The 14,626-nt window shown below is 74.6% G+C and carries 13 protein-coding genes; 6 read left to right on the top strand and 7 right to left on the bottom strand.

Annotated elements, in window-relative coordinates:
* Positions 1–133: 133 nt before the first annotated feature.
* Together MTO91_RS08490 and MTO91_RS08485 are read right to left on the bottom strand one after the other, a co-directional pair.
* Positions 134–3,499: a translation initiation factor IF-2 N-terminal domain-containing protein gene (locus MTO91_RS08490; RefSeq protein WP_476654209.1), complete on the bottom strand. Its 3,366-nt coding sequence runs from the start codon at positions 3,497–3,499 to the stop codon at positions 134–136.
* Between the two features lie 168 nt (positions 3,500–3,667).
* Positions 3,668–4,486 carry a TIGR03936 family radical SAM-associated protein gene (locus MTO91_RS08485; RefSeq protein WP_179760648.1) on the bottom strand — a complete coding sequence of 273 codons (819 nt, stop codon included), beginning with the start codon at positions 4,484–4,486 and terminating at the stop codon, positions 3,668–3,670.
* Positions 4,487–4,580: 94 nt separating this feature from the next.
* Between MTO91_RS08485 and MTO91_RS08480 the strand changes: the two genes are divergently transcribed.
* Together MTO91_RS08480 and MTO91_RS08475 are read left to right on the top strand one after the other, a co-directional pair.
* A complete protein-coding gene (locus MTO91_RS08480) occupies positions 4,581–5,396 on the top strand; it encodes a class I SAM-dependent methyltransferase (RefSeq protein WP_405418458.1) in 816 nt (271 codons plus the stop codon).
* Between the two features lie 75 nt (positions 5,397–5,471).
* Entirely contained in the window at positions 5,472–5,960 is a 489-nt protein-coding gene (locus MTO91_RS08475; protein ID WP_251784733.1) for an AfsR/SARP family transcriptional regulator, read from the top strand.
* On the opposite strand, the gene MTO91_RS08470 is transcribed toward MTO91_RS08475, so the two are convergent.
* Entirely contained in the window at positions 5,903–6,451 is a 549-nt protein-coding gene (locus tag MTO91_RS08470) for a GNAT family N-acetyltransferase (protein WP_208819388.1), read from the bottom strand. The two genes, MTO91_RS08475 and MTO91_RS08470, sit on opposite strands and share 58 nt — an antisense overlap.
* The gene (locus MTO91_RS08465) at positions 6,444–8,417 is read right to left on the bottom strand and encodes a TIGR03960 family B12-binding radical SAM protein (protein WP_405418461.1); all 1,974 of its coding nucleotides are present in this window, start codon (positions 8,415–8,417) and stop codon (positions 6,444–6,446) included. The genes MTO91_RS08470 and MTO91_RS08465 overlap by 8 nt, the downstream gene beginning before the upstream one ends.
* 66 nt (positions 8,418–8,483) lie before the next feature.
* Between MTO91_RS08465 and MTO91_RS08460 the strand changes: the two genes are divergently transcribed.
* The 3 genes from MTO91_RS08460 to MTO91_RS08450 all read left to right on the top strand — a co-directional run bounded on the left by MTO91_RS08460 (position 8,484) and on the right by MTO91_RS08450 (position 10,960).
* Entirely contained in the window at positions 8,484–9,359 is an 876-nt protein-coding gene (locus MTO91_RS08460; RefSeq protein WP_405418463.1) for an alpha/beta fold hydrolase, read from the top strand.
* Between the two features lie 90 nt (positions 9,360–9,449).
* A complete protein-coding gene (locus MTO91_RS08455) occupies positions 9,450–10,625 on the top strand; it encodes an acyl-CoA dehydrogenase family protein (RefSeq protein WP_476654208.1) in 1,176 nt (391 codons plus the stop codon).
* Entirely contained in the window at positions 10,622–10,960 is a 339-nt protein-coding gene (locus MTO91_RS08450; RefSeq protein WP_476654838.1) for a nuclear transport factor 2 family protein, read from the top strand. The genes MTO91_RS08455 and MTO91_RS08450 overlap by 4 nt, the downstream gene beginning before the upstream one ends.
* 13 nt (positions 10,961–10,973) lie before the next feature.
* Here MTO91_RS08450 and MTO91_RS08445 read toward each other — a convergent pair whose 3' ends face one another.
* From MTO91_RS08445 to MTO91_RS08435, 3 genes are read right to left on the bottom strand one after another with little or no spacing between them, the layout of a single operon-like run.
* Positions 10,974–11,405, bottom strand: coding sequence for a hypothetical protein (locus tag MTO91_RS08445; RefSeq protein ID WP_346107625.1), 432 nt, complete (start codon positions 11,403–11,405; stop codon positions 10,974–10,976).
* A gap of 47 nt (positions 11,406–11,452) precedes the next feature.
* On the bottom strand, positions 11,453–12,634 hold the full coding sequence (locus tag MTO91_RS08440; RefSeq protein ID WP_224403115.1) for a fatty acid desaturase family protein: 1,182 nt from the start codon (positions 12,632–12,634) through the stop codon (positions 11,453–11,455).
* 29 nt (positions 12,635–12,663) lie between these two features.
* Positions 12,664–13,722 (bottom strand): ferredoxin reductase, encoded by a 1,059-nt coding sequence (locus tag MTO91_RS08435; protein WP_379674378.1) that lies wholly within the window; start codon positions 13,720–13,722, stop codon positions 12,664–12,666.
* An 87-nt stretch (positions 13,723–13,809) separates the two neighbouring features.
* On the opposite strand from MTO91_RS08435, the gene MTO91_RS08430 reads away from it, so the two are divergent.
* A complete protein-coding gene (locus tag MTO91_RS08430) occupies positions 13,810–14,619 on the top strand; it encodes a MerR family transcriptional regulator (protein WP_208819397.1) in 810 nt (269 codons plus the stop codon).
* Positions 14,620–14,626 lie beyond the last annotated feature (7 nt).

The following is a 14,626-nucleotide window of genomic DNA, read 5'->3' as shown; positions in this document are numbered from 1 at the left end:
GCTTTCACAGCTCGCGCCGGTCCCCGGCGCGCACACCACGGCCCCCGTGCCGAACACTGTCGTGTGCAGAGGCGTGGCTTCTGTCGGTCAAGGTTACGCGACCCCGTCGGAGTGCTCTCCGCCGGGGTCGCCGTCACCCTCCGTCCTGGGGCGGACCCGCCGGACGGGAGGCCGCCCGGCGTGGACGGCGGGTACGGGTGACGGCCGCGGCGGGCTCCGGCTGCGCGGCGACGGCCGGAGCGGCCGCCGTTCCCGCGTCGGCCGGTGCCGCCGTGGCCGCCGGCGGAGCGGACTCCTCCGGCGTCGAGGCGGTCGTGATGACCACCGCCTCACCACCGCGGACCGGGGCGCCGGCGGAGCGGCTGACCCGGCGGCGGCGCGGTGCGGGTGCGTCGGGCTCCGGGGCGGCGGGGGTCGTCCCCGCCGGCTCCGGGGCCACGTCCTGGGCAGGGGCCACGTCCTGGGCCGGTGTCGCGGCCTGCGGGGCCCCGGTGGGCTCGGCGACCACCGGGGCGGCCGGACCGGTCAGCTCACCGCGCGGCTCGGCGACGACGGTCTCGTCGTCGGCCGGGGCCGGTGCGGGTGCGGCGTCGGTGACGGTGGTGTCGGCCGTGGCCGGGACGGAGACCCCGGTGGACCCGGCGGCCGCGCCGTCGTCGCCCTTCGGGGTACTGCCCGCGGCGACGGCCGCGGCACCCGCGGCGGCGTCGACGCGCCCGGTCTCGCCGGAGCCGTCCCGGTCCTCGGCACGGTCGGCACCGTTGCGGTGCCCGGAGCCGTTGCGGTCGGGCGCGTGGCGGTCGGCGTCGTGGCGGTCGGCGTCCCCGTTGCCGGAGGCGGCGTGGCCGGACTCGCCGTTGCCGGACTCGCCGTTGCCGTTGCCACCGCGGCGACGACGGCGACGCCCGCCGCCGTCGGAGTCGCCGTTGCCGGCGTTCCCGGAGCCGGACCCGTTGCCGGATCCGCCGCCGTTGCCGTTCCCGTTGCCGGAGCCGTTCCCGTACTGCGCGCCGTTGCCGGAACGGCCGTGCTGGTGGTCCGGACCGGTGTCGGTCGAGACGATCACGCCCCGCCCGCGGCAGTGCTCGCAGGTGGTGGAGAAGTGCTCCAGCAGCCCGCCCCCGACCCGCTTGCGGGTCATCTGGACCAGGCCGAGCGAGGTCACCTCGGCGACCTGGTGGCGGGTGCGGTCCCGGGCGAGGCACTCGGTGAGGCGGCGCAGGACCAGGTCCCGGTTCGCCTCGAGCACCATGTCGATGAAGTCGACGACGATGATCCCGCCGATGTCACGCAGCCGCAGCTGGCGGACGACCTCCTCGGCCGCCTCCAGGTTGTTGCGGGTGACGGTCTCCTCGAGGTTGCCGCCGGAGCCGGTGAACTTGCCGGTGTTGACGTCGACGACGGTCATCGCCTCGGTCCGGTCGATCACCAGGGTGCCGCCCGAGGGCAGCCAGACCTTGCGGTCCAGTGCCTTGAGCAGCTGCTCGTCGATCCGGTACTCGGTGAAGACGTCGGACGGGCCGGTGTGGCGGTGCATCCGGTCGGTGAGCTCGGGCGCGACGTGCCCGACGTAGCCGGACACGGTGTCCCAGGCGTCGGCGCCGGACACGATCAGCTTCGAGAAGTCCTCGTTGAACTGGTCGCGGACGACCTTGACCAGCATGTCCGGCTCCTCGTAGAGGAGCGTCGGGGCCTTGGGCGCGCCCGGGCCGGTCTTGTTCGCCTTCTCCTTGACGACCTCCCACTGCGCCTGCAGGCGGCGGACGTCGCGCTCGAGGGCCTCGTGCGAGACACCCTCGGAGGCGGTCCGGATGATCACACCGGCGTCGGCCGGGACGATCTCCTTCAGCATCTCCTTGAGGCGCTTGCGCTCGGTGTCGGGCAGCTTGCGGGAGATCCCCGCGGCGCCGCCGGAGGGCACGTAGACCAGGAAGCGGCCGGCGAGGGAGATCTGCGTGGTCAGCCGGGCACCCTTGTGGCCGACCGGGTCCTTCGTGACCTGCACCAGCACCTGGTCGCCGGAGGACAGCGCCTGCTCGATCTTGCGCGCCTTACCGTTGAGGCCGGCGGCGTCCCAGTCGACCTCACCGGCGTAGAGCACGGCGTTGCGGCCGCGCCCGATGTCGACGAAGGCCGCCTCCATCGAGGGCAGCACGTTCTGCACGCGGCCGAGGTAGACGTTGCCGACCATCGAGCTGCCGGAGTTGCCGCCGGTGATGAAGTGCTCGACGAGGATGTCGTCCTCGAGCACGCCGATCTCGGTGCGGTCGGAGCGCTGGCGGATCACCATCTGGCGGTCGACCGACTCGCGCCGGGCCAGGAACTCCGACTCGGACAGGATCGGCGGACGGCGGCGGCCCGCGTCGCGGCCGTCCCGCCGGCGCTGGCGCTTGGCCTCGAGCCGGGTGGAGCCGCGCACGCCCTGGACCTGGTCGTCGGAGGACGACCCGGAGTCCTGGCGGGACTCGCTCCGGGCCTCGCGGACCCGGGTGACGGTGTTGGGCGGGTCGTCCTCGGAACGGTCCTCGACGTCGGACCCCCCGCGACGACGACGGCGCCGCCGGCGGCGCGAGCCGCCCGAGGACTGCTCGTCGGAGTCGTCGTCGGCGTCGTCGGAGTCCTCGGAGTCGGCCCCGGTGGAACCGGGGTCCTCGGAACCGGACTCGTCGGAGTCCTCCGAGTCGTCACCGTCCTCGCCGGAGTCCTCGCCGCCCTTGCCGCGGCCGCGGCCACGACGGCCCCGGCGGCGGCGGCGACGGTTGCCGTTCTCGTCCTCGCCGTCGTCGTCGGAGCCGTCGCCCCGGTCGTCGGCGTCGGTGGTCCCGTCGGCGTCGTCGGCGGCCGGGGTGGTGGCCCCGGTGTCCGCGGCCGGGGCCGCGGTGGTGTCGGTGTCGCGGTCCTTGCGGCGGCGGCTCTTGCGGCCGCGGCGGGGGCCGCCGTCGGTGCCGTCCTCGCCACCGGGCTGCTCGGCCGCGTCGTCGCCGGCGGGCTCGGCCGCCGCCGGAGCGGTCTGCGCGGTGCCCTGGGCGGTGGGGGCCTGGAACATCGGGACGGCGAAGACCGGCGCCAGTGCGGGCGCGGCCCCGCCCCGGGAGGCACCGGAACCGGTGTCGAACGGGTTCGCCGGGACCTCGGTGGTCGCGTCCCCGGCGTCGGCGGGGCCGATGTCGAGTACGGCCGCGGCCTCGGCGAGGGCGGCGTCCGGCGCGCCGGACGCGGGGGCGGGCTCCGCCGCGGCGGGCTCGGCACCGTCGGCGGGGTCCGGGGAGGTGGCCCCGGCCGCGTCCGTGACCGGGCGCAGCGCCGCGACGACCTGCTCGGCCGTCGCACGGGTGATGCTGGACTGGGCGCTACGGACCTCCTGGCCCAGACCGACCAGGGTCGCCAGGACATCGCGGCTCGCCGTGCCCAGCAGCTTGGCCAGGGCGTGGACCCGCATCTTCTCCGGCAGCTCGGAGAGCCCGCCGGTGCTACCGGCGGGCGCGTCGTTCACGGACATTCAGCTCCTTCGCCCCCGGGCGCCTCACGTCGGAGGCGGCCGCTCAGGGACCTTGCGCGTACGTTCCGCAGCTCGCGCGGGTTGCGCGGTACGGCACATCTGGTGTCGCTCCCCGGTCTTCGGGGATGGTGCTCGACGCCGGACCGGAGGCGGGAAGTGCCGTCCGTGTCAGGAACCGTCCGGCCGGGCCCGGGTCGCCGGGACCGCACCGAGCGGATCCACCAGGTCGCCCCCGTCGTCGAGCAGGCCCTGCGCCAACCGGGTGGCCGTCACCGGTACCGGCGGCGCCAGGTCTGCGACGACGGTGAGCGCGCCCAGTACGTCATCGGGTCGGACGGTCGGTGTCGTCAGCCGTACGACCGCCGTCAGTATCGCACAGTCGGTGACCGAACCCGGGGAACCCGCCGCCCCGGACGGGTCATGATCGGCCGGTGTGCCGTTCACCTGCGGTTCGACCGACAGAGTCACGACGGCGGCGCGCACGTCGATCTCCTTGCGCCCGGACGGGGTCACCCGGGTCACCACGACCGAGGTCTCGGCGAGGAACCGCTCGACCGCGGACCGCACCTCGGCGGGGTCGAGCCCGCGGATCTCGAGCCGCCAGCGGGCGGCGTCGATCCGGTCGGCCAGCGCGGGCGGCGTCGCGACCGCCGCCGCGACGACGTCGAGCCCGTCGGGCAGCGCCCGGTCCATGGCCTCCCGGACCAGCTCCGGGTCGACCTCGCGGGTCAGCCCCATCTCGACGTACTCGGCCTCGCTGGCCGCCCCGGTCGGGGCGGCGCCGACCCAGGACAGCCGCGGGTGCGGGCTGAAGCCGTGCGAGTGCGAGACCGGGACACCGGCCCGGCGGACCGCGCGTTCGAAGCTGCGGGCCACGTCGCGGTGCGAGAGGAACCGCAGCCGTCCGCGCTTGGCGAAGCGCAGGCGGACCCGCTGCACCGTCGGGGGTGCCGGGTTCGCCGCCGCTCCTGCCTTCACGCGCGCCATGCACCCGAGTCTAGGAGGGGTGTGCACACGGTCGGGCACACGGTCCGCGCCGATCCTCGCGGGGCGACCAGCCGCTCGGGAGGAGCACCCCACCATGACCATCGTTCCCGACCTCGGCACGCTCGGCGCGGCCCACCGCGCCGTGTGGGCCTCCGGCGACTACCCGGCCGTCGCGGCCGAACTCATACCCGGCCTGGGCGAGGTCGTCGTCGACGCGGTGACCGTCGGCCCCGGTGACCGGGTCCTCGACATCGCCGCGGGCACCGGCAACGCGGCGATCCCGGCCGCGCTGCGCGGCGCCACGGTCGTCGCCGCGGACCTGACCCCGGAGCTGCTGACCGTCGGCGCCCGGCTCGCCGCGGACCGGGGGGCCGCGCTCGAGTGGGTCGAGGCCGACGCCCAGGCGCTGCCCTTCCCCGACGCCGCGTTCGACGTCGTGCTGTCCTGCGTGGGCGTGATGTTCGCCCCGTTCCACGAGCGGGCGGCGGCCGAGCTGCTGCGGGTCTGCCGTCCGGGCGGCCGGATCGGGCTGCTCTCCTGGACACCGGGCGGGTTCGTCGGTGGGCTGCTCGCCACGCTGCGCCCGTTCGTGCCCGCCCCGCCGCCCGGCTCGGCACCGCCGGTCCGCTGGGGGGACGAGGCACACGTGGGCACGCTGCTCGGGGACGGGGTGCGGGACCTGCACACCTCACTGGGGTCCGCCCGGTTCGCGGTCACCGACTCCCCGGCCGCGTTCCGCGACTGGTGGAAGCAGCGCTACGGGCCGATCGTCACCACCTACGCCCGCATCGCCGACGCCCCGGAACGGACCGCCGAGCTGGACGCCGCGTTCCTCCACCAGCTGACCGCCGCCCGCACCGGCGACCACTGGGACTCCGAGTACCTGCTGGTCACGGCCGTTCGCCTCTGAGAGGAGGGGCCGAACGGCCGGTTCCCGCGGCCCGGCGGCGGTGTCATCCTCCCCCTGCGGGCAGGGAGGTGCCGTGTGACCGTCGTCCGGCTGCTCGGCCCGCCCCGCGCGGGCGCCGCGGAACCGGTCCGGGGCCGCAAGCCGTGGGCGCTGCTGGCGCTCGTGCTGTGCAGCAGCGGCCCGGTCCCGCGCTGCCGCGCCGTCGGGCTCCTGTTCCCCGGTGCCGAGGACCCGGGGGCCGCGCTGCGCTGGACGCTCAGCCGGGCGCGGCGGGCCACCGGGAACGCGCTACGGCTCGGTGGTGACCCGCTGCGCGTCGAGCCGGCCGAGGGGACGGTCGTCGACGTGCTCGACGTGCTGGCCGGGCGACGGCCGCGGTACTGGCCGGTCGCCGAGGCGACGCTGCCGCTGCTGGAGGGCTGCGAGCCGGACGTGCCGGAGTTCGCCGCCTGGCTGCACGGCCGCCGGCTCGACCTGTCCCGCGCCGGGCAGCGGCTGCAGGAGGTCTACTGCTCCAGCACCAGCAGCGCGTCGCCGGCGGGCCGGAACCCGGCACGCCGGTAGAACGCGGCGCTCCCCGCGGTCGGGGCGAGCATCAGCCGCCGGTACCCGCGGGCCCTGGCGTGCGCGACGACCGCCGCGAGCAGCACCCGCGGCACCCCCGCCTCGGTGAACGCGGCGAGGACGAAGGCGTTGCCGACCTGCCCGCTGCGCGTGCCACGGCCCCCGGGGCGGGGCATCTGCACGGTCTCCAGCACGTTGATCGACCCGACCGGTGTCCACCCGGCGCGGTCACTGCCCGCCTCGGCCACCCAGAACGCCCGCCGCGGCTGCTCGACCCGCCACCAGGCGGCGAACGACTCGGCGAACGACGGGTCCTCGACCGGCCGCCCGGCGCGCTCCTCCAGCCAGAGGCGGCGCAGCCGGGCGAGCGCGGCGACGTCACGCTCGTCGGCGACCCGGACCCGCAGGCGCCTCCCGCCGTACTCCCAGGAGGATCCGTCGGCGTCGGCGACGGCCGGGTCCGGGATCGAGGACAGTCCGTTCTCAGTCACCCGGGTGTGCGCCCCCGAGCGACCCCGCGGCCGAGGCCGTCGGGTTGACCACGGTCAGCGGCAGCAGGGTGGTCCCGCTGGGGCCGACCTCGATGTCGGTACCGGTGGACGGGCAGACGCCGCAGTCGAAGCACGGCGTCCAGCGGCAGTCGTCCTGCTCGCGGCCGTCGAGCGCGTCCTGCCAGTCCTCCCAGAGCCAGTCGCGCTCCAGGCCGGAGTCGAGGTGGTCCCAGGGCAGGATCTCGTCGGCGTCGCGCTCGCGGGTGGTGAACCAGTCCAGCGACACCCCCTGCGGCTCCAGGGCCTCGGCGGCGGAGTCGACCCAGCGGCGGTAGGAGAAGTGCTCGGACCAGCCGTCGAACCGGCCGCCGTCGCGCCAGACCTTCTCGATGACGGCGCCGACCCGGCGGTCGCCGCGGGCGAGCAGTCCCTCGATCAGCGAGGGCTCGCCGTCGTGGTAGCGCATGCCGATGTTGCGGCCGATCTTCCGGTCGGCGTTGACCGCCTCGCGCAGCTTGCGCAGCCGGGAGTCGACGACCTCGGGGTGGCACTGCGCGGCCCACTGGAACGGGGTGTGCGGCTTCGGGACGAACCCGCCGATGGAGATGGTGCAGCGGACGTCGTTGCGCCCCGACGCCCTCCGCCCGGCCTCGATCACCCGGTAGGCCATCCCGGCGATCTCCAGGACGTCCTCGTCGGTCTCGGTGGGCAGCCCGCACATGAAGTACAGCTTGACCTGCCGCCAGCCCTGGGAGAACGCCTCGGCGCAGGTCCGGATGAGGTCCTCCTCGGAGACCATCTTGTTGATCACGCGGCGGATGCGCTCGGAGCCGCCCTCGGGGGCGAAGGTCAGCCCCGAGCGACGGCCGTTGCGGGAGATCTCGTTGGCCAGGTCGATGTTGAACGCGTCGACCCGGGTGCTCGGCAGCGACAGCGAGGTGTTGGTGCCCTCGTAGCGGTCGGCGAGGCCCTTGGTGATCTCGGCGATCTCGGAGTGGTCGGCGCTCGACAGCGACAGCAGACCGACCTCGTCGAAGCCCGAGGCCCGCACGGCGGCGTCGACCATCTCGCCGACGCCCTGCAGCGACCGCTCCCGCACCGGGCGGGTGATCATCCCGGCCTGGCAGAACCGGCAGCCGCGGGTGCAGCCGCGGAAGATCTCGACGCTGGCCCGCTCGTGCACGGTCTCGGCCAGCGGGACCAGCGGCTTCTTCGGGTACGGCCAGTCGTCCAGCTCGATCGTGGTGCGCTTCTGCACGCTCGCGGGGACCCGCTCGTCGGCCGGGGTGACGGCGGCGATGTGACCGTCGTCGGCGTAGGTCACGTCGTAGAGGGACGGCACGTAGCAGCCCGGCGTCGACGACAGCCGCAGCAGCAGCTCCCGGCGCCCGCCCGGGCGTCCCTGCTCCTTCCAGTCCCGCACGACGTCGGTGATGTCGCCGACGACCTCCTCGCCGTCACCGAGCGCGGCGACGTCGACGAAGTCCGCGACCGGCTCCGGGTTGAACGCCGCGTGCCCACCGGCGACGACGACCGGGTGGCTCTCGTCGCGGTCCTGGGCGTGCAGCGGGATCCCCGCCAGGTCGAGCGTGGTGAGCAGGTTGGTGTATCCGAGCTCGGTGGAGAACGAGACGCCGAGGACGTCGAAGTCACCGACCGCGTGGTGGGCGTCGACGGTGAACGACGGCACCCCCGACTCGCGCATCAGGGCCTCGAGATCGGGCCAGACCGCGTAGCAGCGCTCGGCCAGTGCGTCGGCGCGCTCGTTGAGGACCTCGTACAGGATCTGGACGCCCTGGTTGGGCAGGCCGACCTCGTAGGCGTCCGGATAGAGCAGTGCCCAGCGGACGGCCGCGGAGTCCCACGGCTTGACCTGCGAGTTCCCCTCACCGCCGACGTACTGCACCGGCTTGGCGACGCGGGGCAGGATCGGCTCCAGGGCGGGGAATACGGAGGTGGGTGCCACGCTGCACCAGGGTAGCCACGTCCGTTCGGGACGAACCGGCGGGTCGCGTCCGGCCGAACGCGGGGTGTGGAACCCGAGCAGTACACCGACGTCGGCGCGGTCCGGCTGTGCCACCAGTCCGTCGGCGACCCGGCCGACCCGGTGGTGGTCCTGGTGATGGGCCTGGGTCTGTCGCTGGACTGGTGGCGCGAGGACCTCTGCACCGCCCTGGCCGGCCGCGGGTTCCGGGTGGTGCGGTTCGACAACCGCGACGTCGGCCGCTCGACGCACCTGTCCGGCCCCGGGATCTCGGCGTGGGGGTTCCTGACCCGCCGGGCCCGGCCGGTCTACACCCTGGCCGACATGGCCGACGACACCGGCGGGCTGATCGCCCGGGTCGCGCCGTCCGGGGGGCACGTGGTCGGTGCCTCGCTGGGGGCCTCGGTCGCCCAGGAGACCGCGATCCGCCACCCCGGCCTGGTCCGGTCGCTGACCTCGGTGATGGGCCGCCCCGGCGACGGCACCGGGCGGACCGCGCCGCGGATGCTGCCGGAGTTCCTGCGCCCGCCGCCCGCGGACCCGGTCGAGGGCATGGTCCGGTCGTTCCGCCGGATCGGCTCCCACGACCGGACCGCCGTGGACGACGAGGACGTCCGCGTCACGTTCCGGCGGGCGCAGGCCCGCGAGACCGGCGACGGCAGCGGGGCCGGCAGGCAGCTGGCGGCGATCGTCGCCGAGCGGGACCGCACCGCGGACCTGCGGGCGCTGACCTGCCCGGCGCTGGTGCTGCACGGGTGTGAGGACCGGGTCATCCGCCCCGACGGGGGCCGTGCGACCGCCGCGGCCGTCCCCGGCGCCGAGCTGGTGGAGGTACCGGGGATGGGCCACGACCTGCCGCGGTGGGTCTGGCCGGAGCTCGTCGAGGGGATCGTGCGGACCGCCGCCCGGGCGCACACCCGCTGAGGCACGGGTCACGGCGGACCGGCGGGCCGGGCACCTACGCTGGCGCCGACCTGCTCCCCACGCGCGTCCCCGAACTCCCAGGAGACCCCCGTGCCCGTGACCGACGCCGAGCTGCACGCCCGGTTCCGCCCGCTGTTCGAGAAGATCGCCGCCGGCGCGGTGGAGCGCGAGCTGAGCCGCAGGCTGCCCGTCGAGGAGATCGCCGCCCTGCGCGACGCCGGGTTCGGCGCGGTCCGGCTGCCGGTGGAGGCCGGCGGCGCGGGGGCCTCGCTGCGCCAGCTGTTCGCGCTGCTCGTCGAGCTGGGCGCGGCGGACTCGAACATCCCGCAGGCGCTGCGGACGCACCTGCTGTTCGCCGAGCTGTGGTCGGCCGGTGCCGCCGACGACCCGGTGCTGCGCGGTCGGCTGGAGCAGGTCGCGGCCGGCCGGCTCGTCGGCAACGCCATCTCCGAGCGCGGCGGCGTCGTGCGCAACTCCTCCACCACGGTGCTGCACCGCGACGGGGACAGGCTGCTGCTCGAGGGCGAGAAGTTCTACTGCACCGGCACGCTCTACGCCGACCTCGTCGACGTCGTCGCGCTCGACGAGGACGGCAGCCGGGTGAGCGTGCTGGTGGAGACCTCCGCGCCCGGTGTCGAGCGGATCGACGACTGGCGCGGGTTCGGGCAGAAGCTGACCGCCAGCGGCACGACCCGGTTCACCGCGGTCGAGGTCGACCCGGCCCAGGTGCGGCCCGCGCCGACCGATGCCCACCAGCCGGTCCGGCAGGGGTTCCTGCAGCTGGTGCAGCTGGCGGCGCTGGCCGGGATCGCCCGCCGCGCCGCCGACGACGCCGCCGCCTACGTCCGCGACCGGCGCCGCAACTGGCCCTACGGCAACGCCGACCTGCCCAGGGACGACCCGCTGGTGCAGCAGGTCGTCGGGAAGGTCGACGCGGCGGCGTTCACCGTCGCCGCCGTCGTCGACGCCGCGGCCGCCTCGCTGGAGCGGGCGTTGTCCGAGCCCGGCCACGGCCCGGCCGCCGAGCTCGACGTGTACCGGGCCCAGTCGACGGTGCCGCAGCTGGTGCTGGACGCGACCTCGGAGCTGTTCGAGGTCGGCGGCGCGTCCACCGTCGACGTCGACCGGGCGCTGGACCGGCACTGGCGCAACGCGCGCACCGTCGCCGTGCACAACCCGATCGTCTACAAGCAGCAGGTGGTCGGGGCCTTCGCGCTGAACGGGACGGTGCCGGTGCTGTCGCTGTCCCCGGGCGTCGCGGGCTGAGCGGGGCTCACCCGTCGGCGCGGAAGGCCCGCGTCGCCGAGCTGTTCACCACCGACGTCCGCTACACCGACCCGCTCGCCGACGTCACCGGGCGCGACGGCGTCGCCGGGTTCCTGGACGCGGCCCGGGAGAAGCTGGCCGGGTTCGAGTTCCGGCTGTACGGCGAGATCGACGCGCACCACGACCGGGCGCGGTTCCGCTGGCAGGCGGCGCCGCCGGAGGTCTTCGCGGCGGGCGCCGAGCCTCCGGTGGTCGGGTTCGACGTCATCGTGACCGACGGCGACGGCCGGATCGCGCAGGTGCACGGCTTCCTCGACGTCGTCCCCGCCCTGTGACGGGCCGGGCCGGTCAGTGGACGACCGGCCCCGACGACGGGCCGTGCGCCCAGGACGGCGGCGGGCCGGGTTCGGCCCGCCGCCGCGGGACGGCGAACGCGGCCACGGCCAGCAGCCCGGCCAGGAGCATCCCGTACTGCAGGCTCAGGAGGTAGCCGAGCCCCCGGCCCAGCACGAACGGCGCCTGCGGGTCGAACAGCGTCCACGCCGAGCCGGCCAGGAGCAGTACGGCCCCGGTCAGCGGTGCGCCCGGGGACAGGCGCGCGGCGAGCACCACCGCGCCCAGGAGCAGCCCGCCGACGAGCAGCAGGCCCGAGCCCGCGGGGACCCGGTCGAGGTCCATCCGCATCATCGACTCGTAGGCGATGCCCATCCCCGCACCGGCGACGACCAGCGCCACCGCCGTCCCGACGAGCCCGACCAGGATCCCCACCAGGTGCCGCACGACCGCCCCCTCCGCCGACCCGGACGGATCGGACGGAACGGAAGCTATCAGCGCTTCCCGTTCGGCAGGGCCAGTCGGTTGATCGTGCCCAGGACCTGCATGTACTGCTTCCACAGCGGCCCGGTCGTGTACTCCAGCCCGTACTCCCGGCACAGCTCCCGCACCTCGGGCGCGATCTCGGCGTAGCGGTTGCTGGGCAGGTCGGGGAACAGGTGGTGCTCGATCTGGAAGGACAGCTGGCCGGTCATCAGATGGAAGAACCGGCCGCCCTCGAGGTTGGCCGAGCCCAGCAGCTGACGGACGTACCACTCGCCGCGGCTCTCGTCCTCCAGCTGCTCCTCGGTGAACTGCACCGCGCCGGTCGGGAAGTGCCCGCAGAAGATGACCGCGTGCGACCAGACGTTGCGCACCAGGTTCGCGGTGAGGTTGCCCGCGAGCACCGGCAGGAAGAACGGCCCGGCCAGCGCGGGGAACGCGACGTAGTCCTTCAGGATCTGGCGCCCGGTCTTGCGGCCGATCGACTTGACCTGCTGCCACACCCGGCTCAGCGGCTTCTCCCCCGCCACGACCTTCTCGACCTCGAGGTCGTGCAGCGCGACGCCGTACTCGAAGAACAGGCTGAGCAGGAGGTTGTACAGCGGGTTGCCCAGGTAGTACGGCGTCCACCGCTGTTCCTCGGACAGCCGCAGGATCCCGTAGCCCACGTCGCGGTCCTTGCCGACGACGTTGGTGTAGGTGTGGTGCATGTAGTTGTGCGAGTGCTTCCACTCCGCCGAGGACGAGACGTTGTCCCACTCCCAGGTCGATGAGTGGATCTTCGGGTCACGCATCCAGTCCCACTGGCCGTGCATGACGTTGTGCCCGATCTCCATGTTCTCGAGGATCTTGGCGATCGAGAGCATGGCGGTCCCGGCGATCCAGGCCGGGGGCAGGACACCGGCGAACAGCAGCGCGCGGCCGCCGATCTCCAGCGCCCGCTGCTTGCGGATGACGCCGCGGATGTACTCGGCGTCCGAGGCGCCGCGCTCGGCGAGGACCCGGTCACGGATCGCGTCGAGGCGACGCCCGAGCTCCTCGATCTGCTCGGCGGTCAGGTCGGTGGTCGCGGCCACGTCCTCGCGGCGCGACGACGGCACGAGCTCCAGCACCGGGCGCTGCGGGTGCTGCTCGCGGCCGGTCTCCTCGGGGCCGGGCTCGGCGTGCGTGGGGTTCTCCAGGACGGCGGTCATGAGGACCTCCTTCGGTCGGAGCGGGTGTGTCAGGGAAGGTCGATGCGGGCGGGCCCGCACGCGGAGTTGATGCAGGTCTGGACCAGGTCGCCGGGCTCGCCGTGCGCCTCGCCGGTGCGAAGGTCGCGCACCCGGCCCTCGCGCAGCGGCAACACGCAGCCGAAGCAGATGCCCATCCGGCAGCCGCTGGGCATGAGCTTCCCGGCGGCCTCCCCCGCCTCGAGGAGGCTCTGGCCGGACTCGACGACGACGTCGTCGCCGCCGAGGTCGACGGTGCCGCCGGTGCCCTCGGTGGCGCGGGCCGGCGGGGTGAAGCGCTCGGCGGTGACGCCGTCCCAGGCATCCTCCAGGGCGTCGAGCAGGCCGTCGGGGCCGCAGGCGTACACGGCCCGGTCGGCCCGGTCGGCGACGGCGGCGTCGAGGGTCGCGGGGTCGAGCCGCCCGGAGACGGCGCTGTGACGCAGCACGACCCGCAGCGACGGGTGCCGCGCGGCGAGGCCGGCCAGCTCGGCGCGGAAGATCGTGTCCTCCGGCGTGCGGGCGCCGTGCACGAGCACGACGTCGGGCATCGTCCCGGCGCGGTCGAGCGTGCGCAGCATGCCCATCACCGGGGTGATGCCGCTGCCCGCGGTGACGAACAGCAGCTTCCCCGGGAGCGGGTCGGGCAGGACGAAACCGCCCGCCGCCTGGTCGAGCTCGACGATCGTGCCGATCGGCAGGTCGCGGACCAGGGTCGGCGACACGGCGCCGCCGTCGACCTCCTGCACGGTCACGGTGAGGTGCTCCGCGCCCTCCGGGGAGGTCAGCGAGTAGCTCCGGGTGAGCCGGACGCCGTCGACCTCGACGCCGATGCCGACGTACTGGCCGGCGCGGTGCCCGACCCAGGCGCGCCCGGGCTCGATGATCACCGAGACCGCACGGCCGGTCTCGCGGCGACGGGCGACGACCCGGCCGCGCAGCGACGTGGTCGACCAGAGCGGGTCGACCAGCGTCAGGAAGTCCTCGGGCAGCAGCGGGGTCGTGAGGGCGCTCGCGGCGGCCAGCAGGCCCCGGCGGCGCGTGGTCGTGCCAGGAGCGGATCGGAACATGACATCAACTGTGCACGGTCCTATGTCACATAGCAACCGGGTCTGTCTGGATCCTGTGTCACATGCCCGCCTGCTATTCTCCGTGTCATGGTCGAGGACCCGGAGTCGGCGGACTGGCGCACCATCGACGAGCTGGCGCGGTCCAGCGGTGTCACGGTGCGCAACATCCGCGCCTACCAGTCCCGGGGGCTGCTGCCCCCGCCGCAGGTCAAGGCCCGGACGGGCTACTACGGCCCCGGTCACGCGGCGCGTCTGGAGCTGATCCAGGACCTGCAGGACGAGGGCGTCAAGCTCGACACGATCAAGAAGCTGCTCGACACCACCGGTGGCTCCACCGAGCAGGTCGTGCAGTTCATCCGGACCGTCCGCGCGCTGTTCGCGCCCGAGGACCGGCAGATCGTGCACCTCGCCGAGCTCGCCGAACGGTACGAGAGCACCGACGTCGGCGTCGCCAAGCGCGGGGTCAAGATGGGCCTGCTGCGCGAGCTGGGCGACGACACCTACGAGGAGATCAGCCCGCGGCTGATGAACGCCGCCGCCGAGCTGACCGGTCTCGGCATCCCGATCACCCGCTCGCTCGACGTCGTGGAGCAGCTGCGCAAGCACGCCGACGCCGTCGCCCGGCTCTACGTCGACCTGTTCCTCGGCGAGATCTGGCAGCCCTTCGACGCCGAGGGCCGTCCCGACGACCAGTGGCCGCGCGTCTACGAGACGATCGAGCGGATGCGCCGTATCTCCGGCGAGGTCATGATCGCCGTGCTGGAGCTGGCCGTGGCCGAGCGGGTCGACGTCACCTTCGGCCGCGACATCGTGCGCAACGTGAAGACCACGAGCGCGGGCCCCACGGTCGCACCCGACGCCGCGGGGCCGTCCGCGGACGGGGCGGAGCCGTCCTGACCACCGG

The organism is Pseudonocardia sp. 2-7 (genome assembly GCF_056341085.1).
Note: the sequence above shows the minus strand (reverse complement) of the source record. Positions and strands in the feature narration are given on the sequence as shown.